The sequence below is a fragment of the Streptomyces sp. NPDC001507 genome, assembly GCF_042894765.1.
Taxonomy (GTDB): domain Bacteria; phylum Actinomycetota; class Actinomycetes; order Streptomycetales; family Streptomycetaceae; genus Streptomyces.
Genome location: NZ_JBIAVV010000003.1, coordinates 495,219 through 517,475 on the forward strand (window position 1 = coordinate 495,219; position 22,257 = coordinate 517,475).

Sequence of the window (22,257 nt, forward strand, 5' to 3'; positions counted from 1 at the left end):
TGACGTCATGACCAACTCACCCGCGCCCCGCAGTGTGTCGTCGGACTCGGTCCTGTCCCTGTGGTCGCACGACTCGGTGCTGTCGATCGGCTCGGTGGGCTCCGTGCTCTCCATCGGTTCGGTGGGCTCGGCCCTCTCCGTCGGCTCGATCGGCAGCGCCCTCTCGGCGGGCTCGATCGGCTCGGCGCTGTCCCTGGTCTCGGCCGGATCCTGGCTGAGCACAGGCTCCGTCCTCTCGGCCAACTCCCGCTGGTCGACCCTGTCCTGGCGATCCTCCCGGGCCTTCCGCTCGACCGGAGCCGTCGGAGCCGTCGGAGCGGTCGCGGTGACAGTCCTGTTCCTGCACAAGGCCCTGCGCCCTCGCTAGGCGGCCGCTTCTCAGTCCCGTCCGTCCCGTCCGTCCCGTCCAGCCCGTCCGTCCTCGAAGACGAGAAGCGGCTTGGCGCCGTGAGCGGGCGCCTCGGCGAACGAGACGGCTTCGGCGAAGCGTTCGAGCGGGAACGGCCGGCCCGGGGGGATGCTCAGCACTCCACCGACGACGAGGCTGCGGACCTCACACAGCGCGTCCAGCACCTCCGCGGGCGAGGCGGTGCCGAACCAGCGGTTCAGCCAGAACCCGCGGACCACTTTCGTCTCGTAGATGACCGAGCGCGCCGACACCGGGATGGTCAGCGCCACGGGGTCGGTCTGCCGGTGGGTGGAGAGCGCGCCGTAGACCACGGTCACTCCTCCCGGAGCCAGTGCCCGGGACACCTGGGCACCCACCTCGCCGGCGACGCAGTCGGTGGCCTTGTGCACACCGGCCGGTCCCGCGATCTCGGCCACCCGCCGCACCAGGTCCTCGTCCTGCGTGCAGATGACCTCGTCGCCGCCCAGCGCCCTGATCTCCTCGACGGCATCCCGCCGCCGCACCACGTTGATCGTGCGGATGCCCAGATGCCGGGCCAGCTGGATGACGAGCCGGCCGACGGTGGAGCCCGCCGCCGTCTGCAACAGCCATTCACCCGGCTGCACGTCGAGCTCGCGCGTGACCAGGAGCAGCGCGGTCAACGGGTTGACGGCGAGCTGGCAGGCGTCGGAGTCGCTCAGCTTGCCGGGGACCGGCAGCAGCCGGTGCGCATCGGCGACGAGGTGTTCCTGCCAGGTCCCGTCGACCTGCGGCCCGGGCACCGCGGGGATCGCGACGTACACCACGCGCTCGCCGATCTTCAGCCCCTCGGTGCCCGTGCCGATGGCCTCGACACGGCCCACGCACTCCATGTACCCCCCGACCGCGGGGAACCCGGGGGAGAAGCCGTAGCGCCCGCGCAGCACGTGCAGATCACTGGCGTGGACCGGCGTCGCCTCCACCCGCAGCAGCGCCTGGCCCGCCCCCGCCGTGGGAACGGGCCGGGACTCCACCCGCAGGACATCGCCCGGCTCACCGGCCCTGCCGGCCACGAGCGCCCGCATGTACCGCGTCATGAGCGACCTCTCGACCCTCCCAGCGTGCGCTCCGGCCCGAGTGCTGTCATGTCGAAGGGAGCGGCGGAATGCCCCGCAGGGCCCGGGCCGGGCACCAGCACGGCGGAGACCACCCCGTGGGACGAGGCCATGACATCCCGCACGAACCGCAGGCGCCCGGTGCCGAGGCGGCGCAGCGCCGCTCCGTGGTCCGCGGCGACGACGACGCAGACGGCGAGCAGAAGAACCCGCCACAGGGCCATCACCGGCCGGCGGGTGGCGCGGGGCAGCTCCGCCAGGGAGGAATGCAGCCGCTCGCAGTGGAACGGCACGTGACGCTCCTCGTCGGACAGGATCCGCCCCGCCACCTCCTCGGTGAGCGCGTCGTCGGTGCCGTCGCGCAGGGCCCGGTAGTAACGCAGCGCCACGACCTCCGCGATCATCAGTACCAGCAGCTCCATGCGCAGGCCCGTGAGACGCCGCAGCCGTACGAAGACCGCGTCGCTCCAGTGCCCGGCCAAGGTCGGCACGCCCCCCGCGGCCAGCAGCCGGGCCAGCAGCCGGGCGTGGTTCTGTTCCTCGGCGACGAAGAGCCGGACCGCCTCCCCGTAGTCGGCGTCGCCGGCCTGGTCCGCCTTGCCGATCAGGTTGGCGCCGTCGCCGTCCTCGCCGACCTGGAAGCGCTGGATGCTCGCCCACACCGCCGGATGCAGCGTCGCGCCCCGCCCCCAGTCCGGATCACCCTGGGCACGCCTGCGCGCACGTTCGTCCTCGAACCGCACCGTCCACTTGGCGAAGCCGCCCGTAAGCACCCGGTCTCCCCTCTCCGGAACACGCCCACCGTGCCCCGGAGAGGGACGACGCAGCCCGGCGCCGAAGCGTTCCGCGGGCGGCCGCTCTCCCGGCGTCGTCGGTGCCGCCTGCTCTACTCGCCCTACTTGATCCCGGGACCCGGTGACCGACGGAGACTGCCTGCGCGGGACGTCCCTGGAGGAGTCGGGCGCGGACTGGACCGACGCGAAGGGCCCGGACGGCGGGCGACCACCTCTCCTGCCGATGCAGCCTCTGAAGCCACCCGCCGAAACCACCACAGAGCGGCCCACGCCCCCATCCACCTTCTTCCTGGCCATGGAACCCCAGGTCAGTGGCAAGAAAGGGCTGTTCCCGTCCCGATCTGTGTTGGCGGCCACAGCGGCTGGGACACATGTGGGCGCATACTGAGCCATGACAAAGTCTGCTGCGCCGAAGCGTCACTTGCCTACCAGCCCCTTCAAGGCCGCCGTTACGCCGGCTCCCAAACACTTCGCCGTGGGGGACCAGGTCACCCACGACATGTACGGCCTCGGCCGAGTCATCGGCATCGAGGGCGGAGTCGCGGCGCTCGTGGATTTCGGCTCGGCGCAAATGCGGATCCTGAGCCCGTACGCCAAGATGACCAAGCTGTAGGACCGTTGTGCCCGGTCACGGCACACCCGGGCCCCTTCAGGGCTCGTAACGAAAGAGAGTCCTCTCATCGATATGACTTCGCTGTTCTCCGCCCTGGAAGGGCAACCCCGTCGCCCCGCTGCGGCATCGCCGCCTCCGTCGGCCAACCCCTTCCAGGCCCCTGACTGCGGGGAAGACGAGACCTTGCTGCTCCAGGACACGGAGGAGCCCGCCTCGGGCACGCGTGTGGCTCGGCTTCCGTCTCGTTGAACCCTGCACGACCGTTCAGCCGAACCCGCAACGCTCCCGGCACCGACGACCCGCTGCCCCATCACCACGGTGGGAAAGCCTGGTGGAGATCCGGGCTCCGGTAGGCGTCGGCCCATCCGGATGTCAGGGTTCGGTTGGGCTTCGGCGCACGGCGGTGCATGCCACCAGCGCGTTGCCGTCCTGACCGAGGAACAGCATGAACCTCCAGGATCGGTCGGCAGCCCTGATCCAACCGTGCCCCTTCCCCTCGGCAGCAACCGACAGTGACGGACGGGCTACTGTCAGCGTCGGCGAACCCCCAGGTCACAGCCCCCGGACCAAACGGGTTAACACCCGAGGCTGGACGTCAGCAAGATGGGGTGTTACTTGCCACGAGAGGGCATGAAAAGGCCCCTCACCAGCAACTTTCCGGCCGATGAGGGGCCGTCTCAGGCAGCCTGGGCCGTCTCTGGGCTGTCATGAGCGTGACCGGCGGCCCGGTACATCGCGGAGATGGCTTTCCGGATCCGCGTCTCGCTGGACGGCATGAGGTGCGTGTAGACACGGAGGGTGAATCCGGGGTCGCTGGGCCCGAGATACAGGCTCAGCGCCTTGATGCTCTGTCCGGCGTCCAGCAGGACCGAGGGGTAGAAGTGCCGGAGCGCATGCATGCCGTGCTCGCGGGCGGAGGCGTACCGCTGCCCCTTCTCCGGGGTGGGGGTGATGCCGGCGGAGGCCAGCGCAGGCTCAACGGCGGCCCGGCTGGTGAGGTCGGTGGTGAGGGCGCCGAGCCACCGTTCGGCGTACTCACGGAACGTCGTCCGTCCCGCCTTCGGGTCGATGTACTGCCCGCGCGCCATGTCCGCTTCGATGTTGGTCAGCCACGAGTCGGCCAAGCGCTTCTGCTTGTCAGGGAAGCTCTTGGACCTCTCCGTGCCGTCCGGCCCGATGTACCGGGCGCGGTATCGCATGCCGGTGCCGTAGCGCTCGGTCTTGACCTTGAGGGTCTTGCCGTCCGGCCCGACCTCGGCCCGGTACCACCGGTCTTGGATGTGTCCGGCCATCAGGCAGCCTCCCCCAACTGGGAGTCCACCCAAGCCCGTACGTCGTCCGGGGCGAAGCGGAGATGCCGGCCGACGCGGAAGCCGCGAGGACCGGTCCTCTTCCGACGCCACTGGTAGACCGTCTCGACGCTGGGCAGCTCGAACAACTCGACCAGGTCGTCAGGGGTGAGGAACCGGTTCGGAAGCCCTGTCGTCGTGCGGCGGTTCCTTCCTGGGCGAGTTGGTCGCGTAGGGCTTCGCGGGCGGGTTCCCGGTTGAGTTGGAGGTCGCGGGCGATGGTGGCGGCGAGGGCGGATTCCCCCGGTGTGTGGCCGTGACCGGCGTACTGCCAGTCGGCCAGGACTAGGACGGTGTCCGGCTCGACGGCGTCCAGGCCGAAGGTGTCGGCCTCTTGGGTCGCGCGGTAGTCGGCGCGGGCTTGGCGCAGGGCGCGAGGGTGGTGGAGTAGCGGCGGGATTTGGAGGAGAAGTGGCCGCGGAAGCCGAGCATGTGGGCCCAGGCCCAGATGCAGGTCCACAAGCCTGCCCGATCCGCGGGCCAGCGTAAGGGGCCATGATCACTCGCGCCGAAGCAGCTCCCGGCCAAAGTTGCTACGCCGACCTAGGTGTGCTGTCCGGCGGGTCGCCCCACCGACCCCGCGCCCGATAGCTATGTCACCCGAACGGCCCAACGTGACGTGCCACCCACATGGACGAACATCAACCTGTTAGTGCCCCAATCAAGACAATCCGCGAAAGGGGAACCGAATGCGCATTCGACGCATCCTCGCCGCCGGCATCGCCACGGCAGCCCTCGCCGGACTCGGCCTCACAGGTGCCGCCACCGCCGCCAGCCTCACCCCGAGTCAGGGCTTCGGCGCCGCCCTCACCCCGGGTGAGTGCACCGACGGCGGCGGAACGGTCGATTGGACCCCCAACCCGGCCAACCCCGGCACCGGGACCTGCAGGGGCGGCACGGGCAACGGGCAGGCAGTCGACTAAACGCCACTAGGCGCCAGGAATGCTCCGCAGCCACGCGCTGCGGGGCGTTCCCGCGCGAGCATAGCCGTGGAGAGTCACAGGGACCGTGCCGACCCGTCGGGCACGCTAAGTGCCAACGGTCGTCCAGTCGTCCTTGTCTTAGCCCTCCCGCTCGGGGCCGTCTCTGGGCCGTGCGGGGATGCTCAACGACGACCAACGCTGACAACCACCGACAGCTAAGTCGCAGGTCGCAGCGTTGATCGATTGCACGGCCGCAGGTCAGAGACCCGGCTCTTCACTTCTTCGGCATGCGAGCGCCCTCCTTACAGGGGGCGTCGTCCGGTGATCGCGCCGCCCGGGTCGTCCAGCAGGGTGATGCGGGCGGTGATGCGTTTGCCGACCGGCTCCCGCTGCGCCTCGAACCCCTGGCAGACCGCCATGACGATCTCCAGCCCGTGCTGGCCCACCCGTCCGGCATCCGCAGCCCGGGCGATGGGCAGCACCGGGTCGGAGTCCCACACCACGACCTCGACCGTGTCACCCGCGATCCGCAGGTCCAACAGCACCGGGCCCGGAGCGTACTTGAGGGCGTTGGTGACCAGCTCGCTCACCACCAGCTGGGTCAGGTCCATGGCACGCTGCGAAACCGGCAGACCATGCTCCGCCTGGACACGGGTGAGGAAATCGGCAGCCAGGTGACGCGCCTGGGGGATGGCGCTGCCAGCCCCGTCCAGGGCCACTGTGGTCTGTATGGCTCTTTCACCCGGTGTGGTGCCTTCCTCACCCACTGGTACTGCTTCCATCGCGGCCACCCTCGCTACCCCAATCACACCACGCGCGTATACCCGCACCGGGGATCGTGACGCATGCCGCCTTGCGTTGCCTTCGTCTCACCCAGGCATCACTCCGTGCGTTCAGAGCAGCGATATGCGCGGGGGAAAGGCTGTGCCAGGATCGCCGACATGGCTGAAAGAGAAGTGGCGGATACCGAACAGGCGATGCAGGTGGGCGAACTGTCGATCGCAGCCTCCGTCACCGACGGTATCCACGTGCTGACCGTCGCCGGGGAGATCGACCACCAGACCGGTGACATCCTCGCGCAGGCCCTCGACGCCTCTGGAGCGCCCCGGTCCCGCGTCGTGCTGGACCTGGAGCAGGTGACCTTCATGGACTCCAGCGGCATCAACATCCTCATCACCGCCCACCGCACCCTGACCGAGGCCGGCGGCTGGCTCCGCCTGGCTCAACCCTGCCCGGCCGTGCAACGCGTCCTGCAACTCGTCGGCATCGACATCGTCATCGACTGCCACGAAACCCTCTCCCAGGCACTCACCGCCTGACCGGTCACAGCTCCCCAGCTACTCGGCCGGCCCACAGGGCTGCCTGCCGTACTGGGTCGGACGGTGAGTCGTGGACTCGTGCCGCCCGGCAACCGCGTCTTCAGCAGGGCGCCCCCTGCTCGCCTTCCAGCCGCAGGTGGTGGCGAGGAGCGATCCGTTCTCATGGACACCCCGTACGGGGCAGGCAGGCGACGGGGGGACGCACCTGCCTGCCCCTTGTACGCGACTGCTCGCTCAAGGGGGGGAGCGAGCGTCACGGAACCCTAGGGTCCTGGGTCCACTTATACAGCGCCGACAAGTCCGGCGGTGCGTAGGGATGCGAGCAGGAGCAGGCCCGGTCATGGGGGGAGACCGAGCCTGCTCCTGCGGCGCCCGGATGTCTCCCCCCGGAGCCTGGGCGCCATGACCCCGCCCGGGGTCACTTCAATCAGCGCACGGCACGACAGGAGTGTCACGGGGTGACGGTGATGGTCGCTAGGTCCGCACATCTGTGAAGGCGCACGCCTGGCGCCGCTGCTAAGTGGTCACGAAAAGCGCACACCGCAGGGCTAGGCGCCTGCTAGCCGGGACCCTTCCTTGAAAGTTGCTGCGACCAGCATCCGAAATGCGCGGCCGAGGCAGGCGTCGGATGCGCCTGCGAACAGTAATGCGAACGGTGGTCAGCCCACGCCAGTCCGTCTCGTTTTCCGTCTCATTCAACAACGGTCACCACCGTTGACTGTGGCCCACGATCAAACAACAGGCCTCAGTGCCGCCTGGGTCTCCGTGCGTGGGTACAGCGAGGGCGCACGCCTTTTCCTGAGCTACTGCCCGTACGCCCATGCGCTGGCTGGTGACAGGAGACGCAAGCGCCGGGGAGGGGCATGCTGATTACTTCCACCCAGTTCGGAGGGTTTCCATGTCATCTATATGCTTTTCGCGACGTACTGCAATTGGCGCGGCCTGGACGTTGGCCGTGAGTGCAGCGATCGTCGGTCCAATCGGAGTGGCCACGCCGGCCGCAGCAGCCAATCCGTGGACATGCCCTGCAGGTGGCAATCCCAGCCTGTGGGATCCGCGCTACATGTCAACGGTTGGTATTGCTGAAGTGTGGCGGCGGAAGATTGAACTGCGCTACCACAGCGGCACCCGCTGCGCATGGGGGCGTATCTCGAACGGCTCGCGTGGCGACTCGGTTTGGGTCGACTGGTCCGCTAATGGGGGGCAGACCTGGAAGCAGCTGGACGTCACCAAGATCCCGCGGGGTGGCCACGAGGCGCACACGGTCGCTCACAACGACGCCGGGTATGTGATGCGAGCGTGCGGCAAAGCCGGTAACCGCCCTGAAATCGCCTGCACCGGCTGGTACTAGCGCGTCTGTTTGCCGGCGTGGGGCCGAAACATCATCAGGCTAGTTCAAGTGCAGGGGTGTTCCAGCTCAGCTCTAGGTGTTGGGGACTATTGCTGCGTACAGCAGCGAAGTACGGCAACTCTGACGACCGGCAATACTCCACACCGGTCCGTAGAAGCCTCAGACTGACTCGCATGACCTCTGCCGACCGCTATCCGTAGAGCTACGGATCAAAAAGGTGTGCTGAGCGCGACGACCCGACCTCATGTGAGTCGTCGCACTCAGCTCGGTTCCGTCTGACTGGTCTTCGATAGGGCCCCTACACTGGAGTGTTACAGGCCGGAGGCTGCTTCTATTCCCAGGTCCTCCGCGTGACGGCGTCCGCGGCTGGTAGCCACACGGAGCACGTCCCGCAATGCGCCAGCCAACTGCGCTGCGAGAAGGCGCAATTCCTCGCCGTTCGCGGTCTCGTCATCAAGTGCCGAAGTCGCATGCTCCAGAAGTTCGGACGCCATGCCGACCTGAATCGACTCGATATGGTCCGCAAGGCGGGACATGAAGCCTTCCGGGCCATCAGTGTTCAGGTAGCAGGGCTTACCCTCGGGCCCCACCCAAGGGAGAAGCCTCAGCCCGCGGTGTGTCGTCATCCCCGCGCCCGTCTGTCGACTTTCGATGTTGGATGCCTGCAAACCGCCAGAGTCCCGGACGTTCACCCCCTCACCCCACTCGAAGCCGAGGGACCAGTCACCGAGTGGCACGAGCAGTCGCACGCCTCATAGATCAGCGGGACGTCGACCGGTGCCGACGCCGGAGAAGACTCTGCGTACTCGTGGTGCGTGCCGACACGGCAGGCAGTTGAGCGGTAGGTCGCGGCCGAGGCGTCCAGTTCGCGCGGCTGCTGTTGCGGGGACATCAGCCAACCCCCAGCAGGACCGACCCCGCACCAGCCGACGCATCGGTAGCCAGGGCATCCATCGAGAGTTGCCGTACGTGCTTCTCCCGGGCCAGCAAGTAAGGGCGGACAACCGGGGTGTCCTCGCCTCTGAGCAGGTCGCGGTGGCCCATCCGGTCGGAGACCCCTCCTTAGAGCGACCGTCGGCCCGTCAACGGGCGCGGAGGACACACGGGCAGATGGCAGCCGAGGCGGCGCTCAGCAGCGGCGGTGCCTGCCCCTGGGGACGTACCGCGCCCTGGTGCGGGCGACGGCGTGGCGGATACGGTTGAGCACGCTGAATCAGCTCCTATCGCTGATGGCTCGGTCCCCCGGCATCGCCCGCTGTGGGGACCGCTTTGCGTCCGACCGCCCAGAGGGTGCGGCCGTTCAGGCTGGTGGCGTGGAGCCCGACCGATCGGCCTCGGCCACCACCTCCAGGGCCTCCCTCCACAACTCGGCGGAGAGCGATTCCGGTAACTCCGCTTCGACCGACGTGAAGCCGGCGCGTTCCTCCACCCGCGTGGAGAATCCGACTGCGGACAGCCGGGCGGCGATGGCCGCCGCGCTAACTCCCGAAGCGGGCACAGGGCAGCCTCCTTCACCAGCGATCACTTTCAGTGAAGCTAGTTAACTAGATTAGGGTCGACTAGATTTTCCACATGTCTGAGCAGCCGCCTTACCTCCGCATCGCCGACGAACTCCGGCGGCGGATCGCGGAGCACGTGTGGGAGCCGGGGGACCGTCTTCCCTCCCGAGCGCAGATCGGCCAGGAGTGCGGCGTGGGCGAGAACGTCGTCCGCCGGGCGCAGGAACTGCTGATCTCACAGGGCGTGTTGGAGGGGCGGGCGGGATCGGGCACGTACGTTGCCGAGCCCCGGCAGCGCGTGCGGGTCGTCCGGTCCTCGGTGCGCGAGCAGCCCCAGGGGTCGCCGTTCCGCGCGGACATGAAGGCCCTTGGCGGGCAGGGGGATTGGGAGAGCCGGACCGACGCCAAGGTGCCCGCTCCCGCCGACGTCGCCGCGCGGCTGGGCATCGCCGAAGGCGACCTGTGCGTGCGGACCGCGTACGAGTTCCTGGCCGACGGCAGGTCCGTGCAGCTCTCCACGAGCTGGGAGCCCTACGACCTCACCGCCGGCACCCTCGTCGTCCTCCCCGAGGGAGGCCCGCACGCCGGGACGGGCGTCGTGAACCGCATGGCCGCCATCGGGGTCACCGTCAGCCATGCCGTGGAGCAGCCGGAGCCCCGGCAGGCCTCCGCCGAGGAAGCCTCGCTCCTCGGTATTCAGAAGGCCGCTCTCGTCACCCACATCCGGCGCACCTACTACAGCGACCAGGGACGGCCCGTGGAAACCGCGGACATCATCGTGCCCGCCGCCCACTGCGAGATCGTCTACGAGATCCCCATCAACCGATAACGCACAACCCTGTTCCAGCTGAGGGGTTCGCTACTGCCCCCGTGGATGTTGAGAGCAGCTGCAGTGGCGGGCGCGAGCCGGTACCGGATGCGGTTCCTGCTCCGATCCCACTCCTACGTGCTGATCACCGGGAGGGCTTCATCGAGTGATCGCTTCTGGGCCGCCCTTGGGCCGTCCAAGGCTCCCCGAGGCCACTCGGCAGCCACCGGCGGTGACAGTCCGGTGACCGTCGCCACCGGCGAACCCCCAGGTCACAGCCCCCGGACCAAACGGGTTAACACCCGAGGCTGGACGTCAGGCAAGATGGGGTGTATCTGCCCACTGCCAGATTTCAAGCTGCCGGACGGTTTCTCTTGGCTGAGTTCATTTACACCATGCGCAAGACGCGCAAGGCGCACGGCGACAAGGTGATTCTCGATGACGTCACCCTGAACTTCCTGCCGGGGGCCAAGATCGGCGTCGTCGGCCCGAACGGCGCCGGTAAGTCGACCGTGCTGAAGATCATGGCGGGGATCGAGCAGCCGTCCAACGGCGACGCCTTCATCTCGCCCGGTTACAGCGTCGGCATCCTCATGCAGGAGCCCGAGCTCAACGAGGAGAAGACCGTCCTGGAGAACGTCCAGGAGGGTGTCGCCGAGATCAAGGGCAAGCTCGACCGGTTCAACGAGATCGCCGAGCTGATGGCCACCGACTACTCCGACGCGCTGCTCGACGAGATGGGCAAGCTGCAGGAGGAGCTGGACCACGCCAACGCGTGGGACCTCGACGCCCAGCTGGAGCAGGCCATGGACGCGCTGGGCTGCCCGCCCGGCGACTGGCCCGTCACCACCCTCTCCGGTGGTGAGAAGCGGCGTGTGGCGCTGTGCAAGCTGCTGCTGGAGGCCCCCGACCTGCTGCTCCTCGACGAGCCCACCAACCACCTCGACGCCGAGTCGGTGAACTGGCTGGAGCAGCACCTCGCCAAGTACGCCGGCACCGTGGTGGCCATCACCCACGACCGGTACTTCCTGGACAACGTCGCCGAGTGGATCCTCGAGCTCGACCGCGGGCGTGCCTACCCGTACGAGGGCAACTACTCCACGTACCTGGAGACCAAGGCGACCCGCCTCAAGGTCGAGGGCCAGAAGGACGCCAAGCGGCAGAAGCGGCTCAAGGAAGAGCTGGAGTGGGTGCGGTCGAACGCCAAGGGGCGCCAGGCCAAGTCCAAGGCCCGTCTCGCGCGGTACGAGGAGATGGCCGCCGAGGCCGACAAGATGCGGAAGCTGGACTTCGAGGAGATCCAGATCCCGCCGGGCCCGCGCCTGGGCAACGTCGTGGTCGAGGTCGAGAAGCTGAACAAGGCCTTCGGTGAGAAGGTCCTCGTCGACGGGCTCTCGTTCACGCTGCCGCGGAACGGGATCGTCGGCGTCATCGGCCCGAACGGCGCCGGCAAGACCACGCTCTTCAAGATGATCCAGGGCCTGGAGACGCCGGACGCCGGCGACATCAAGGTCGGCGAGACCGTCAAGATCTCGTACGTCGACCAGGGGCGTGCCAACCTCGACCCGAAGAAGACGCTGTGGGAGGTCGTGTCCGACGGGCTCGACTACATCAACGTCGGCCAGGTCGAGATGCCGAGCCGGGCCTACGTGTCCGCGTTCGGGTTCAAGGGCCCGGACCAGCAGAAGCCGACCGGTGTCCTCTCCGGCGGTGAGCGCAACCGGCTCAACCTCGCGCTCACCCTCAAGCAGGGCGGCAACCTGCTGCTCCTCGACGAGCCGACCAACGACCTCGACGTGGAGACGCTCTCCAGCCTGGAGAACGCGCTGCTCGAGTTCCCCGGCTGCGCCGTGGTCGTCTCCCACGACCGGTGGTTCCTCGACCGGGTGGCGACGCACATCCTCGCCTACGAGGGCGACTCCAAGTGGTTCTGGTTCGAGGGCAACTTCGAGTCCTACGAGAAGAACAAGATCGAGCGGCTGGGACCGGACGCCGCGCGTCCGCACCGCGCCACCTACAAGAAGCTGACCCGGGGCTGATCGACCTTGCGCCATCTCTACCGCTGCCCCCTGCGCTGGTCCGACATGGACGCGTACGGCCATGTCAACAACGCGGTCTTCATCCGCTACCTGGAGGAGGCCCGGATCGACTTCCTGTTCCGCCCGGACAAGGAGTTCAAGCAGGGGTCGGTGGTGGCGCGCCACGAGATCGACTACAAGCGGCAGCTCGTCCACCGGCACCACCCGGTCGACGTCGAGCTGTGGATCACCGAGATCAGGGCCGCGTCCTTCACCATCACCTACGAGGTGAAGGACGACGACCTGGTCTATGTACGGGCCTCGACGGTCGTCGTGCCGTTCGACTTCGACGCCGGACGGCCACGCCGGATCACCGCCGAGGAGCGGGACTTCCTGGAGGAGTACCGCGACGACGACAAGGAGGAGGCCGTCGCCGCATGACGGTGCTCCACCTGGCCGACGACGGGGAGGCGGCGGACCTCGCCGCCTTCCTCTCCCGGCTGCTCCACTACGACCGCTCGGCCGCGGTGCGGCTGCAGGCGGCCGGCACCGCGCTCGCCGTCTTCGGCCGGCCGCCCTCCTTCGAGGTGCTGGCGATCCGCGCGGTGCGGCTCGCCAAGCCGTACGAGGACGGGCTGGACGTCACCCTCGACGTGACCGTGTCGGCGGGCGAACTGCTGGAGTCGCTGGACGAACGGGCCGCCACGGCCGCCGTGCCGAAGGCGGTCACCGGGCCGCCGTGGGCCGGGGTGCTGCCGCCCCGGAGCGGCTGGCGGGCCGAGCCGGGGCTGCCCGCGCCCCAGGCGCTGCGCGCCACGGTCTCCGCAGCGGTCGGCGAATTCCGGTCCCGTACCGAGGAGTTGGGCCCGGACGGCCGTACCCGCGCCGCACTCGACCTGATCGGGCGGGACATCTGGTCCCGGACCGTCGGCGGCACCCGGCTGCCGGTCCGGGCCGTCCACGCGGCGCAGTCACTGGGCTTCCTGCGCCCGCGCACCGAGCCGGGCGACGAGGCCGTACTGCTCTCGGCGGGCGCCTGGCTGCGGCTGCGGACCCCGTTCGGGTCGATCGCCGTGCGCGGGGCCGGACTCGGGGCGCTGGACGTCAGCGTCCGCTGAGCGCCGCGCCGTCGGCGCTCAGTCGGGGGTGTTGACCATCGAGGCGGCCGCGTAGGCGAGGTAGTTCCAGAGGGTCTCCCGGTGCTCCTCGGTGAGGCCCAGCTCGTCCACGGCCACCTGCATGTGCCGCAGCCAGGCGTCGTGCGCCGCCCGGTCCACGGTGAACGGCGCGTGCCGCATCCGCAGCCGGGGATGGCCGCGGTTTTCGCTGTACGTCGTGGGACCGCCCCAGTACTGGATGAGGAACAGGGTGAGTCGCTCCTCGGCCGGGCCCAGGTCCTCCTCCGGGTACATCGGCCGCAGGACCGGGTCCTCGGCGACACCCTCGTAGAAACGGTGGACGAGCCGACGGAAGGTCTCCTCCCCGCCGACCTGCTCGTAGAAGGTCTTCTCCTGAAGCGTGCCGCGCCGAATCTCTCTCACCCCTACATGGTCTCAGACGGGGTGGCCGAGGACTTGAGGCTTAGGACCCGGAGCACGTGCGGGGGAAGGGGCGGCGCCCCCGAGGGGGCGCCGCGGCTCAGCCCCGTCGCACGGTGATGGTCGTCCAGGCGCCCACGTGCACCCGGTCGCCGTCCTGCAGCGGCACCGGGACGAACGGCTGGATCGGCTCCTCGCCGCCGTTCACCGTCGTCCCGTTCGTCGAGTTCTGGTCGACGACCGCCCAGCTGCCGTCCGGCTGCTGGACCAGGACCGCGTGCTGGTGCGAGACGCCCGGGTCCTCCGGAGGTACCGCCAGGTCGATGTCGGGGGTGTCGCCGGTGGAGTGCCGGCGGCGGCCGATGGTGACCTGGTTGCCGGTGAGCGTGCGCTGCTGCTCCGGGGAGTACGCGGGCAGGTTGAGTCCGGCCGCCTCGGGGCCCGAGCGCTGCATCATCGCCATGAAGTAATCGCGGTCCGGGCCGATCGTCGCCGTCCAGGTCGCGGGAGCCTGCGGGGCCTGCGGGAAGGCGGGGCCGGGCGGGGCCTGGGTGGCGCCGGGCTGCGGGTAGCCGTAACCGCCGGGACGGGCGGGCGCGCCGGGGCCCGCGGCCCGGCCCGGCGGGGAGATCACCCAGTCGTCGTCACCGCCGCCGAAGGACGGGCCGCCGGCCGGTGGCCTGGTCTCCTGCGGGAAGCCGGGCGGCGCGGGCGGGGCCGACTGCTGGAAGGCGCCGGGAGCGCCGCCGGTGGTCGCACCGGGGCCGCCGGGCGGCGGCGGAACCGGCGGCCGGGACGGGTCCGGGCCACCGAACGGACCGGCGGCCGGGCCGCCGCCGGGATCGCGGGTGTAGGGGCCGGAGGCCTGGCCGGTGCCGGGCGGGGCACCGAACGCGGACGCGCCGCCGGCGTTCTGCCCGGGGGCGCCGCCGAACGGCCCCGACGGCGCAGCCGGGCCGCGCTCCCCGCCGTAGGGCGGGGGAGCGGACTGGCCGCGCTCGCCGCCGCCGAAGGCGGGCGGGCCGGACTGGCCACGGTCGCCCCCGCCGAAGCCCGACGGGCCGGACTGCCCGGGCTGGCCGCGGTCGCCGCCGAACGCGGGTGGACCCGCCTGGCCGCGGTCGCCGCCGAAGCCGGACGGGCCGGCGGGACCCGACGGACCGGAGGGGCCGGGCCGGCCGCCGCGCTCGCCCGCGAACGGCGTGGGGCCCGAGGGCTCGCTGCCGAAGGACGGGATCGGCTCGGCCGGACGGTTCACCTGCGAGGGGCGCGAGCCCTGGTACTCGTACGAGTCGGTGCCGCCGAAGGACGGCGGGGCCGGCGGCCGGAAGGTCGGCGCGGCCGGGCCGCCGCCCGCGGGCGGGCGCGGGGCGGCCGGGGTGTAGGAGGTGGCCGTGTTGGTCAGGAAGTTCCAGCGGCACTCCTCGCAGAACGGCGCACCGCCCTCACGGGGCGTGCGGCACTGCGGGCACAGCTCCGGCTCGGGGGAGTTCGGCACGGCGGACAGATGCCGGCCGCCCCCCACCGGGCCGCCGGCCGGGGCGCCGGACGCGGGTGGCGGGAAGCCGTAGCCGCCCGCGGTCGGCGGGGGCGGAGGCGGCGGAGGTACGGCACCGGCCATGCGGTGACCGCACACCTCGCACCAGTCGTCGGAACCCGACTGGTGTCCGTTCGGGCAGGTCGGCATGGCGGGCTTCCCTCTCTGTCAGGATCGTCCTGAGCCTGTCTGGGTGGTCCTGCGTGTGGACTGTCAGGTCACTTCTTTACACGAACAGTCTTTGTGGACCGTGTCTCGAGAGTCATCTCGTCGGCCTCCTCGACCTTCGCCTTCAGTCGCACAGTACCTGTCGTGGCGTCGACCACGTCCACCACCTTCGCAAGCAGTTTCGCAGTATCCGCGTTCCCGGAAGCGCTTGCCAACTGAACGGCCCGACCCAGTTTGGCCGTTGCCCCGTCCATATCGCCCGCTTTGCGGAGATCCAGACCCTGTTGGATGGCTTGCGCCAGTTCGGCCTGACCTGTGTAGTGGGCGACTTGGGGGTTGATGGAGGTCGAGGCGACCATGTCGTCCGTCCACACCGCCCTGATCAGCCCCTGTGCGCCCAGGTTCTGGACGCTTCCGTCGGGCTGCGGGACGACCAACGAGACGCGCGCGGCGAGCATTTCCTGGCCGAGGCCGGCGGTGGGGACCTCCACGCAGACGTGGTAGTCACGGGACTCGTCGCCCCAGGAGCCGGTGGGGTAGTCCCCGGCGCGCGGCCCGGCCTCGGTGCGGCGGTCGGTCAACTGCTCGACCGTGGGCGCCACTTGCTTGACGAACTTGATGGTCGTGCCGACCGGGGTCCACAGCCGCAGCGCGACGTCCGCGACCTCCTTGCCCATCGCCGTCTCCATCATCTGCGTGAAGTCGGCGGCCAGAGCGGTGGGGTCGGCGACGATGTCGGCGGTGCCGAGCAGCGCGGAGGCGATCCCTGTGACTTCTTTCACTTCCCAGTCGGTGCCGACACCGCGCGCGTCACACGTGAACCGTCCGGCGCAGGAGTCCAGGGCGGCCCTGAGGTCCTCCGGCGACTCGTGCTCGTTGCGGCCGTCGGTGAGCAGGATGCCGTGCCGGATGGTGACGTCCGCGGAGGCGAGCAGCCGGTCGGCGAGCCGGAGCCAGGTGCCGATCGCCGTGCCGCCGCCCGCGCTCAGCCGGCGCAGCGCCTGCTTGGCCTGCTCCCGGGTGGAGCGGTCGGCCACCGCGAGCCGGCCGCCGCCCGGGTAGACCTCCTTGGCCACGTGCGTGCCGCCGATCACCGCGAAGTGGGTGCCGTCGCGCAGGGTGTCGATCGCGGCCGCGGTGGCGTCCCGGGCGTTGCGCATCTTGGTGGGCGGGTAGTCCATCGACCCCGAGCAGTCGACCATGATCGCCACCCCGGCGGCGGGCCCCTGCCCGGGGGCGTACGACGCGCCGACCGCGGTCCCGACGGTGCCGCCGCCGGTCGCCGTCACCGTGACGATCGCGTTGACCTCGCGGCCGCCCTCCGGCAGGTACTCGTTCTGGTACACGTCCACCGAGAACTGCGGCACGCTCGATTTCGAGAAATTGGCCATGACTGCTCTGGTCCCCCTCCACCCCACGCGTGGTGGGTGCTGACGGTGTGCGGACCGGTCCCCTCCGGTCCGCCGGTGCTTCCCCGTACGCCTGTCGCCGTACGCCTCTTTCCCGGTGCTCTTCCCCGTGCCTCTCGCTGCCGTTTGCGGCCGTTTTGCGGCGGCCTCAGGCGGATCCTGCCCCCTGCGGCGGTTCCGGGAACGGCAGCAGCGCCACTGTTACGTTGTCGTGGCCCCCGCCGTCCAGGGCGTGACCGACCAGCACCCGGGCCGCGTGCAGCGGCCGTACGTCCGCGTCGGCGGGGACGACCTCGGCCATCTCCTCGGCCGCCTCCGCGTAGTTCCACAGGCCGTCGGTGCACACCACCACCACGCCGGGCCGGTCCGGCTTGAAGGAGGCGGTGTGCGGCTCCAGCTCGTAGGCGTCCGCGCCGAGCCAGCCGGTGATCGCGTGCGCACGCTCGTCGGCGTACGCCTCCGCCTCGCTCATCAGGCCCGCGGCGACCATCTGCGCGGCCCAGGAGTCGTCCTCGGTGAGCCGGGCCGCCGGGGCGCTCCGGTCCACCGGCACCCAGTAGACGCGGCTGTCGCCGACCCAGCCGACCACCAGCAGGCCCGAGGCGACGATCGCGGCGACGATCGTGCACGCCGGGGCGTTCTGGTGCGGGGTGTGCTCGCGGGCCGAGGGGGGCTCCTCCGCGAGGGCGTTGACGGCCTGGGAGGCGGCGACGATCGCGTCGTGCAGCGCCTGCTGCGGATGGGTACCCTGCGGCAGCGCGGCCAGCAGCGCCTCGCCGGCGGCCCGGGACGCGGCCATGGAGGCCTCGTCGGGCCGGGTCGCCGAGGAGACACCGTCGCAGACGACCGCCAGCGCGGCCGGGGTCCCGTCGGGCAGCGCGGTGTGGCCGACGGCGAACGCGTCCTCGTTGCGGTGGTGGCGCAGCCCGCGGTCGCTGACGGCGGCCACCGGGCCCGACTCCTGCTCCATGTGGTCGCGCTCGCGCGGCTGGGCGTGCCCGCAGTTCTCGCAGTAGCCGTCGTCGTCGACCCGGCCCGCGCGGCAGGCCACGCACACCTTCGGCAGCTCGGTGGTCTCGGCGGTCCCTGCCGTCTCGGCCGCCTCGCCCGTGTCGCCGGCGGAGGCGGCCACCCGCGGGTCCGGCGCCTGGAGCGGGTACTCGTCCGGCTCCGGCGGCCGGTCGAACCGCACCCCGGCGGCCGGGGACACCGGCGAACCGTGCGGGGGCGCGCCGTGCGGCGGCGGGGAGGCCGGCGAGCCGTGCGCGGGCGACGACACCGGCAGCGGCTTGCCGCCCGAGTCGGTGCCGGGCAGGTCGGTCGGCAGATGCGGTGCCGCGGGCGTCTCGGAGCTCTCCGGCTCGGGCGGGGGCCAGTCCACGCCCGAGGGTCCCACACCGGCGGCGCCCATGGTGAGGGTCGGGTGGTCCTGCGGCGCGGCGGGCACGGCCGACAGGTCGTACCCGCACGCGCCGCAGAACAGGTCACCCGATTCGAGCGGCTCCGCGCAGCTCGGGCACTTCGCCGGTGCGGCCTGCTGGGGCATCTGCGACATCAACTACACCCACGTCCGGGGGCGGTAACGGTTGGCCCGTTCCACCAGGTCGATCCTCTCCGCACCGCCGGTCGCCAGTCTGGCCAGCGTGCGGTACGAGCGTTCCAGGCCGAAGCGGAGGCCCCGCTCGTCCAGACCGCTGCCCAGCAGCACCCGGCCGCCGGCAGTGGGCTGGGAGTCCTGGCCCCCGGAGAGTATCCAGTCCAGCGCGCAGCCGAGGACTTCCGCCGACAACTGCTCGCGCCGGGCCGGATCCAGACCGTACGCGTCCAGCGCCTCGATCTGCCCGGCGGCGGCCGTCAGGTCGTCCAGGAACGGCGTGTCGCCGGCCGCCGCGGTACGGTGCCGCAGCCGCGCCCGTACGGCCGCCACCCGGGCCGCCGTGTAGTGGATCGAGGCCTCCGGCACCGACTCCAGCGTCCGTACGGCACCCCGCCGGTCCCCGGCCGCCAGCTGCACCCGGCCCAGGCCGAACGCGGAGCTGACGAAGCCCGGGTCGGTCGCCCACACCAGCCGGTAGTACTCGGCCGCGTTGTCCAGCTGGCCGAGCACCTCCGCGCACAGGCCGAGCGCCAGCTTGGGCGCGGTCTCGCCGGGGAAGGCGTCGTAGATCGCGTCGAAGGAGAGCGCCGCGCCCTCGAAGTCGCCGGTGACCAGGCCGGCCACGCCCCGGCACCAGACCACCCGCCAGTCGTCGGGCCGCTCGTCCTCCAGCCGGCCGAGACTCACCAGCGCGGCCTCGAAGTCGCCGTTGTCCAGCCGGGCGCGGATCTGCCGCAGCTCGGTCTCGACCGTCTGCGCCGGCGCCGCGGCCAGCGCGCTGAGCAGGCTGACCTCGCCGACCAGCGAGGTCGACAGGCCGGCCAGGAAACCGGCGTTCGGGTCGCTCGGGTCGACCAGTGGGACCGGCAGGGCGAGCGCGGCGGCGGCGGTGTCGACCGGCCGGACCAGCGCCGGGTCGGCCGGGGCCGCGGCCGGTCCCGACGGGTCCAGCGCGAGCGATCTGGAGGCCACCTTCCGCCCGCCCAGCCGGGACACGTCCCCGTCCAGCTTCGGGAACAGCTCGGTGTCCGTGACCTTCACCTCGGGCCCGAACAGCGTCGACAGCGCGGGCCGGGCCGTGCCGGTCTGCACCGAGACCACCTCGCGCAGCACGCCGGTCAGCTGCTCGGCCATCTCCTGCGCGGAGGCGAACCGGCGGGCCGGGTCCGGTTCGGTGGCCCGGACCAGCAGCCGGTAGAACGACTCGTACTGCCGGAACACCTCGATGTTGTCAGGGTCGGGCAGCGAGTCCACGAAGACGGTCGTGTAGCCCTGGAAGTCGAAGGTGAGGACGGCGAGGGTACGGCCGACCGTGTACAGGTCGGAGGCGACGGACGGGCCGACCTCGGCGACCTCGGGCGCCTGGTAGCCGACCGTGCCGTAGATGGCCGACTCGTCGTCGTCCATCCGGCGCACCGCGCCCATGTCGATCAGCTTGAGCTGGTCCTCGGTCTGGATGGCGTTGTCGACCTTGAAGTCGCAGTAGAGCAGGTTGCGGCTGTGCAGGTGGCCGAGGGCCTCAAGGGCCTCGATGCCATAGGCGCAGGCCTGCTCCACCGGGAGCGGGTCGCGGCGGCCCTCCGGGGTACGGCGGTCGTTGGCGATCTCCTTGAGGGACTTGCCGCCGACGTACTCCATGACGATGTAGCCGTCGAGGGAGCCGGTGCGCTGGTCGAGGTGCTCGACGAAGTTGTAGATCCGCACGATGTTGGCGTGCTCGATCTCCGCGAGGAACCGCCGCTCGGAGATCGCCGCGGCCATCGCGTCCTGGTCGCCGGTGTCCAGCAGGCCCTTGAGGACCACCCAGCGGTCCGAGACGGCCCGGTCCACCGCGAGGTAGATCCAGCCCAGGCCGCCGTGCGCGAGACAGCCCACGACCTCGTACTGGCCGTGCACCACGTCTCCGCCCTTGAGCTTGGGCACGAACGAGTACGGGTTGCCGCACTTGGTGCAGAAGCCCTCGGTCCGCCCCGGCCGCTCGCCGCGGGCCCGCCCGACCGGCGCCCCGCAGTCCGCCCGCGAGCAGAACCGCTTGCGCTCCGGCACCTCCGGGTTCTCCAGGACCATCTCGCGCGGGTCGGGCTTGGGCACCTGCGGCACCGCGACCAGGCCGGCCCCCAGCCGGCTGCGCCCCGACGTGCTCGCCGACGAACCGGAGCTGCGCACCGACACCGAACGGCCCGTCGACTTCCCCGACAGGGACCGCGACAGCCGCCCGGAGACCGAGCGCCGCGACTTCGACGACTGCGACGACGTACGCGAACTGCTCCGGCTGCTGCGGCTGCTGGAGCCCGAACTCCCGCTGCCCGCCGAGCCCTTGCCGCCCGCCGTGATCCCGGTGGGCGGCGAGCCCACCAGCCCTCCCCCAGAGGGGGGACCCCCAGCCGAGACGACCGGGGCCAGCCCGCAGGTGTCGCAGTACAGCTCACCGCCGCCGACGTCCTCGTACGTACCCTCGCAGTCCGGCCGCTGGCAGTTCTCTCCCGCCTGGCTCACGACTACTCCCCCCTCCGGTCCTCGGGCCCGCCCTGCTGCGGCACCCGCGGCGCCCCCAGCGCCTCGGCCACCGACTGCTGGTAGCGCAGCACCGCCTGCTCCGCGACCCTGAGGTCGCAGGGCGCACTCCACAGCATCCGGCGGGCCGCGTCGTACCGCTCGACCAGGAACGGGTCCTCCGCCAGCCCGTGCCGGGCCACCTTCGCCTTGTACGCGTCCAGCCGGCCGCGCAGCTCCGCACGGACCGCGAGCGGCGCGGTGACCGCCGTCAACGACTCACGGGCGCGCAGCAGTTCGTCCTCCGCCTTCTGCTCCAGGGACTCAAGGAGCGGCGACAGGCGGTGCCACTGTGCCCCTCTGCGGTACTCGGCGGCCGTTGCCAGCTGCTCCTGCAGCACCGTCGGCGGGCCGCTGACCACCGGCACCTCGGTCGCCGCGATCTTCGCCAGCACCTCACCGCGTGCGGTGCGGGCCTCGGCGAGGGTGCGGTCCGCGCGCGACAGCACGTCCCGCAGCCTGATCAGCCGGGCCTCGGCGTCCTGCCGTACCGTCAGCACGGCGTCGATCTCCCGCCGCACCTCCTCCAGCGCCCGCGCCTCCCGGTCGTACACCGTGGTGTCCGGGCGGCCGCCACCCGGCGCCGAACTCCCCTGGGTGGGAACCCAGAAGGCCAACGGGTCGGAGACCACGTCCTCGCGGAGCTTCGTCAGCGTGCGGGTGATGCGTTCCAGGTCGTCGCCCGCCGGGTGCTCGCCGGGGCGGACTCCGACCGAGTGCGCCAGCGTGCGGGTGCGCTGCAGCTCGGCGGCGAGTAAATCGATCCGCGCGGGCAGCGCCGACCACACCGCGTCGGCGGTGACGACCATGTCCAGCGAGGTCGCGTACAGCTCGTTCATCCGGTCGACCAGACCCGACAGCGAGAACCGCTCGCTGAGCCGGCCGGCCGCCGACAGCAGGGTCGGCGCGTTCGCCGTCGCGGTCGCGCTGCCCGCCACCGTCACGGACTCGCCGCGCAGCAGCTCGGTCAGCTCCACCAGGTCCTCACGGCTGGACCAGCGGCGCCTGGCCCTGATCTCGCGGGCAGAGCGCAACGCGTCCGTGTAGGCGTCGAAGTACGCCCACAGCAGGGTGATCGAGGCCTCGGCGGCCGTCCACCGCTCCCGGGTCGTCCCGGTCAGCTCGGCGCCTTCGAGGAGCCTGCGGCCCGCGTGGTCCTGCAGGGCGAGCAGCGAGGTCTCGATCGCCTCGTGCTCCGCGCCCAGCCGCGCCAGCGCACGGTCCACCTCGTCCCGGTCCATCACCGGCCCGGCGGGGTCCGTGACGCCCATCGATCACCTCTCGCTTGCTCGTCGGGGC

21 protein-coding genes and 2 pseudogenes are annotated in these 22,257 nt (G+C 70.9%); 9 read left to right on the plus strand and 14 right to left on the minus strand.

Annotated elements, in window-relative coordinates:
* The first annotated feature begins 7 nt into the window (after nucleotides 1–7).
* Nucleotides 8–367, plus strand: a complete 360-nt coding sequence (locus ACFY0K_RS12585) for a hypothetical protein (protein ID WP_390639814.1) — start codon at nucleotides 8–10, stop codon at nucleotides 365–367.
* A gap of 11 nt (nucleotides 368–378) precedes the next feature.
* Here the strand turns inward: ACFY0K_RS12585 and ACFY0K_RS12590 are convergent, their stop codons facing one another.
* On the minus strand, nucleotides 379–1,464 hold the full coding sequence (locus ACFY0K_RS12590) for a zinc-dependent alcohol dehydrogenase family protein (protein WP_390639815.1): 1,086 nt from the start codon (nucleotides 1,462–1,464) through the stop codon (nucleotides 379–381).
* Nucleotides 1,461–2,255: a ferritin-like domain-containing protein gene (locus ACFY0K_RS12595; protein ID WP_390639816.1), complete on the minus strand. Its 795-nt coding sequence runs from the start codon at nucleotides 2,253–2,255 to the stop codon at nucleotides 1,461–1,463. The genes ACFY0K_RS12590 and ACFY0K_RS12595 overlap by 4 nt, the downstream gene beginning before the upstream one ends.
* Before the next feature lie 412 nt (nucleotides 2,256–2,667).
* Here ACFY0K_RS12595 and ACFY0K_RS12600 point away from each other — a divergent pair, with 412 nt between their 5' ends.
* A complete protein-coding gene (locus ACFY0K_RS12600; protein WP_351959151.1) occupies nucleotides 2,668–2,889 on the plus strand; it encodes a hypothetical protein in 222 nt (73 codons plus the stop codon).
* A gap of 677 nt (nucleotides 2,890–3,566) precedes the next feature.
* Here the strand turns inward: ACFY0K_RS12600 and ACFY0K_RS12605 are convergent.
* From ACFY0K_RS12605 to ACFY0K_RS12615, 3 genes and pseudogenes are all read right to left on the minus strand, one after another.
* Nucleotides 3,567–4,181: a hypothetical protein gene (locus ACFY0K_RS12605; RefSeq protein ID WP_390639817.1), complete on the minus strand. Its 615-nt coding sequence runs from the start codon at nucleotides 4,179–4,181 to the stop codon at nucleotides 3,567–3,569.
* Nucleotides 4,181–4,336, minus strand: coding sequence for a helix-turn-helix transcriptional regulator (locus tag ACFY0K_RS12610; RefSeq protein ID WP_390640002.1), 156 nt, complete (start codon nucleotides 4,334–4,336; stop codon nucleotides 4,181–4,183). The genes ACFY0K_RS12605 and ACFY0K_RS12610 overlap by 1 nt, the downstream gene beginning before the upstream one ends.
* 41 nt (nucleotides 4,337–4,377) lie before the next feature.
* Nucleotides 4,378–4,688 (minus strand): annotated as a pseudogene (locus ACFY0K_RS12615) (replication initiator); the annotation flags it as partial.
* Between the two features lie 239 nt (nucleotides 4,689–4,927).
* Between ACFY0K_RS12615 and ACFY0K_RS12620 the strand changes: the two are divergent.
* Nucleotides 4,928–5,161, plus strand: coding sequence for a hypothetical protein (locus ACFY0K_RS12620; protein WP_390639818.1), 234 nt, complete (start codon nucleotides 4,928–4,930; stop codon nucleotides 5,159–5,161).
* 302 nt (nucleotides 5,162–5,463) lie between these two features.
* Here ACFY0K_RS12620 and ACFY0K_RS12625 read toward each other — a convergent pair whose 3' ends face one another.
* A complete protein-coding gene (locus ACFY0K_RS12625) occupies nucleotides 5,464–5,943 on the minus strand; it encodes an ATP-binding protein (protein ID WP_390639819.1) in 480 nt (159 codons plus the stop codon).
* 159 nt (nucleotides 5,944–6,102) lie between these two features.
* On the opposite strand from ACFY0K_RS12625, the gene ACFY0K_RS12630 reads away from it, so the two are divergent.
* The gene (locus tag ACFY0K_RS12630) at nucleotides 6,103–6,480 is read left to right on the plus strand and encodes an STAS domain-containing protein (RefSeq protein WP_390639820.1); all 378 of its coding nucleotides are present in this window, start codon (nucleotides 6,103–6,105) and stop codon (nucleotides 6,478–6,480) included.
* A 955-nt stretch (nucleotides 6,481–7,435) separates the two neighbouring features.
* A complete protein-coding gene (locus tag ACFY0K_RS12635; protein WP_390639821.1) occupies nucleotides 7,436–7,831 on the plus strand; it encodes a glycosyl hydrolase in 396 nt (131 codons plus the stop codon).
* 311 nt (nucleotides 7,832–8,142) lie between these two features.
* Here ACFY0K_RS12635 and ACFY0K_RS12640 read toward each other — a convergent pair whose 3' ends face one another.
* Together ACFY0K_RS12640 and ACFY0K_RS12645 are read right to left on the minus strand one after the other, a co-directional pair.
* The gene (locus tag ACFY0K_RS12640) at nucleotides 8,143–8,457 is read right to left on the minus strand and encodes a hypothetical protein (protein ID WP_390640003.1); all 315 of its coding nucleotides are present in this window, start codon (nucleotides 8,455–8,457) and stop codon (nucleotides 8,143–8,145) included.
* A gap of 594 nt (nucleotides 8,458–9,051) precedes the next feature.
* Nucleotides 9,052–9,329 (minus strand): annotated as a pseudogene (locus ACFY0K_RS12645) (hypothetical protein).
* A 74-nt stretch (nucleotides 9,330–9,403) separates the two neighbouring features.
* Between ACFY0K_RS12645 and ACFY0K_RS12650 the strand changes: the two are divergent.
* From ACFY0K_RS12650 to ACFY0K_RS12665, 4 genes are all read left to right on the plus strand, one after another.
* Nucleotides 9,404–10,159, plus strand: a complete 756-nt coding sequence (locus ACFY0K_RS12650) for a GntR family transcriptional regulator (RefSeq protein WP_390639822.1) — start codon at nucleotides 9,404–9,406, stop codon at nucleotides 10,157–10,159.
* Between the two features lie 353 nt (nucleotides 10,160–10,512).
* Nucleotides 10,513–12,177: an energy-dependent translational throttle protein EttA gene (ettA, locus tag ACFY0K_RS12655; RefSeq protein ID WP_351959157.1), complete on the plus strand. Its 1,665-nt coding sequence runs from the start codon at nucleotides 10,513–10,515 to the stop codon at nucleotides 12,175–12,177.
* A 6-nt stretch (nucleotides 12,178–12,183) separates the two neighbouring features.
* Nucleotides 12,184–12,597, plus strand: a complete 414-nt coding sequence (locus ACFY0K_RS12660; RefSeq protein WP_093502926.1) for a thioesterase family protein — start codon at nucleotides 12,184–12,186, stop codon at nucleotides 12,595–12,597.
* Nucleotides 12,594–13,274 carry a hypothetical protein gene (locus ACFY0K_RS12665; RefSeq protein WP_388711693.1) on the plus strand — a complete coding sequence of 227 codons (681 nt, stop codon included), beginning with the start codon at nucleotides 12,594–12,596 and terminating at the stop codon, nucleotides 13,272–13,274. Before ACFY0K_RS12660 ends, ACFY0K_RS12665 begins: the two co-directional genes overlap by 4 nt.
* Before the next feature lie 18 nt (nucleotides 13,275–13,292).
* Here the strand turns inward: ACFY0K_RS12665 and ACFY0K_RS12670 are convergent, their stop codons facing one another.
* The 6 genes from ACFY0K_RS12670 to ACFY0K_RS12695 all read right to left on the minus strand — a co-directional run bounded on the left by ACFY0K_RS12670 (nucleotide 13,293) and on the right by ACFY0K_RS12695 (nucleotide 22,229).
* The gene (locus ACFY0K_RS12670; protein ID WP_390639823.1) at nucleotides 13,293–13,697 is read right to left on the minus strand and encodes a globin; all 405 of its coding nucleotides are present in this window, start codon (nucleotides 13,695–13,697) and stop codon (nucleotides 13,293–13,295) included.
* Nucleotides 13,698–13,794: 97 nt separating this feature from the next.
* Entirely contained in the window at nucleotides 13,795–15,381 is a 1,587-nt protein-coding gene (locus tag ACFY0K_RS12675; protein WP_390639824.1) for an FHA domain-containing protein, read from the minus strand.
* Nucleotides 15,382–15,449: 68 nt separating this feature from the next.
* Complete coding sequence (locus tag ACFY0K_RS12680; RefSeq protein ID WP_390639825.1) at nucleotides 15,450–16,790, minus strand: VWA domain-containing protein; 1,341 nt, start codon at nucleotides 16,788–16,790, stop codon at nucleotides 15,450–15,452.
* 166 nt (nucleotides 16,791–16,956) lie between these two features.
* Entirely contained in the window at nucleotides 16,957–18,366 is a 1,410-nt protein-coding gene (locus ACFY0K_RS12685) for a protein phosphatase 2C domain-containing protein (protein ID WP_390639826.1), read from the minus strand.
* Nucleotides 18,367–20,901, minus strand: a complete 2,535-nt coding sequence (locus tag ACFY0K_RS12690; protein WP_390639827.1) for a tetratricopeptide repeat protein — start codon at nucleotides 20,899–20,901, stop codon at nucleotides 18,367–18,369.
* A 2-nt stretch (nucleotides 20,902–20,903) separates the two neighbouring features.
* Nucleotides 20,904–22,229 (minus strand): hypothetical protein, encoded by a 1,326-nt coding sequence (locus ACFY0K_RS12695; protein WP_390639828.1) that lies wholly within the window; start codon nucleotides 22,227–22,229, stop codon nucleotides 20,904–20,906.
* Nucleotides 22,230–22,257: the final 28 nt, after the last annotated feature.